This is a genomic window from Geminocystis sp. CENA526, assembly GCF_050753365.1.
Classification (GTDB): Bacteria; Cyanobacteriota; Cyanobacteriia; order Cyanobacteriales; family Cyanobacteriaceae; genus Geminocystis.
The window spans coordinates 1-1,217 of record NZ_JBLZFY010000299.1 but is presented as its reverse complement, the minus strand read 5'-3'; the positions used below and the strand labels follow the sequence as shown (position 1 = coordinate 1,217).

General features: G+C 34.3%; 2 protein-coding genes. Both read left to right on the top strand.

Annotated features, from left to right (window positions below; genetic code table 11):
* On the top strand, nt 1–521 hold a 521-nt coding region (locus ACN4EE_RS23515), incomplete at its 5' end, for an Rpn family recombination-promoting nuclease/putative transposase (RefSeq protein ID WP_431708935.1).
* A 61-nt stretch (nt 522–582) separates the two neighbouring features.
* The coding region (locus ACN4EE_RS23510; RefSeq protein ID WP_431708934.1) for an Rpn family recombination-promoting nuclease/putative transposase at nt 583–1,217 on the top strand (635 nt) is incomplete at its 3' end.

Below are 1,217 nucleotides of genomic sequence, written 5' to 3'. Positions count from 1 at the left end.
TAGTACAACAAAATAACTTCCGTTTAAGTAAAACCTACCATGAATTTGAGGTAATCCGCCTTTGGGAAATGCCCCCAGAGATATTTTTACAGTATCAGGGATTATTGCCTTTTGCGGTGCTAGCTAATACTAATGAACCTCAAATGATATTAAGTCAAGTTGCCCAAGCAATTGATAGAATAGTCGATCGAAACGTAAAAAGTAATCTTACCGCCGCTAGTGCCATTTTGGCAAACTTAGTGGTTTCTGAAAACATTATTAAAGGTATATTAAGGAGCGATATTATGCAAGAATCAGCTATTTATCAAGAAATTTTCCACTCTGGGGAATTAAGGGGGGAATTAAGAGGTGAATTAAAAGGTGAATTAAAAGGGAAATTGAAAGGAAAGCAAGAAGAAAAAGAAAGAGTTGCCTTGAGTTTACTCCGTCAAGGAATTGGTTTTGAGGTAATAGCAAATGCCACTGAATTGCCTTTAGAAACCATTGAAATTTTACAACGAATAGTTAATCAAAATAACTAATTTTTGTCAGGGTAATAACTCTAATAAATCGACATTATAATTCATTAATTAAGAAGTTTGAATGTTTGATAATATTTGTAAATTTTTAGCAGAATATTTCCGAGATGATTTGGTAACATGGTTATTAGGTAGTCCAATTCCATTAACCGAATTGAAACCCACAGAATTATCCAATGAACCCATTAGGGCAGATTCGTTAATATTATTACAGTCGGAGGATTTAGTTTTACATACAGAATTTCAGACAAATCCCGATGAAACTATGGCTTTTCGGATGCTAGATTATCGAGTCAGGGTTTATCGCCGTTATCCTCATAAAGAAATGCGTCAAGTCGTGATTTATTTACGTCCTAGTAATTCTGAGTTAGTACAACAAAATAACTTCCGTTTAAGTAAAACCTACCATGAATTTGAGGTAATCCGCCTTTGGGAAATGCCCCCAGAGATATTTTTACAGTATCAGGGATTATTGCCTTTTGCGGTGCTAACTAATACTAATGAACCTCAAATGATATTAAGTCAAGTTGCTCAAGCAATTGATAGAATAGTCGATCGAAATGTAAAAAGTAATCTTACCGCCGCTAGTGCTATTTTGGCAAACTTAGTGGTTTCTGAAAACATTATTAAAGGTATATTAAGGAGCGATATTATGCAAGAATCAGCTATTTATCAAGAAATTTTCCACTCTGGGGAATT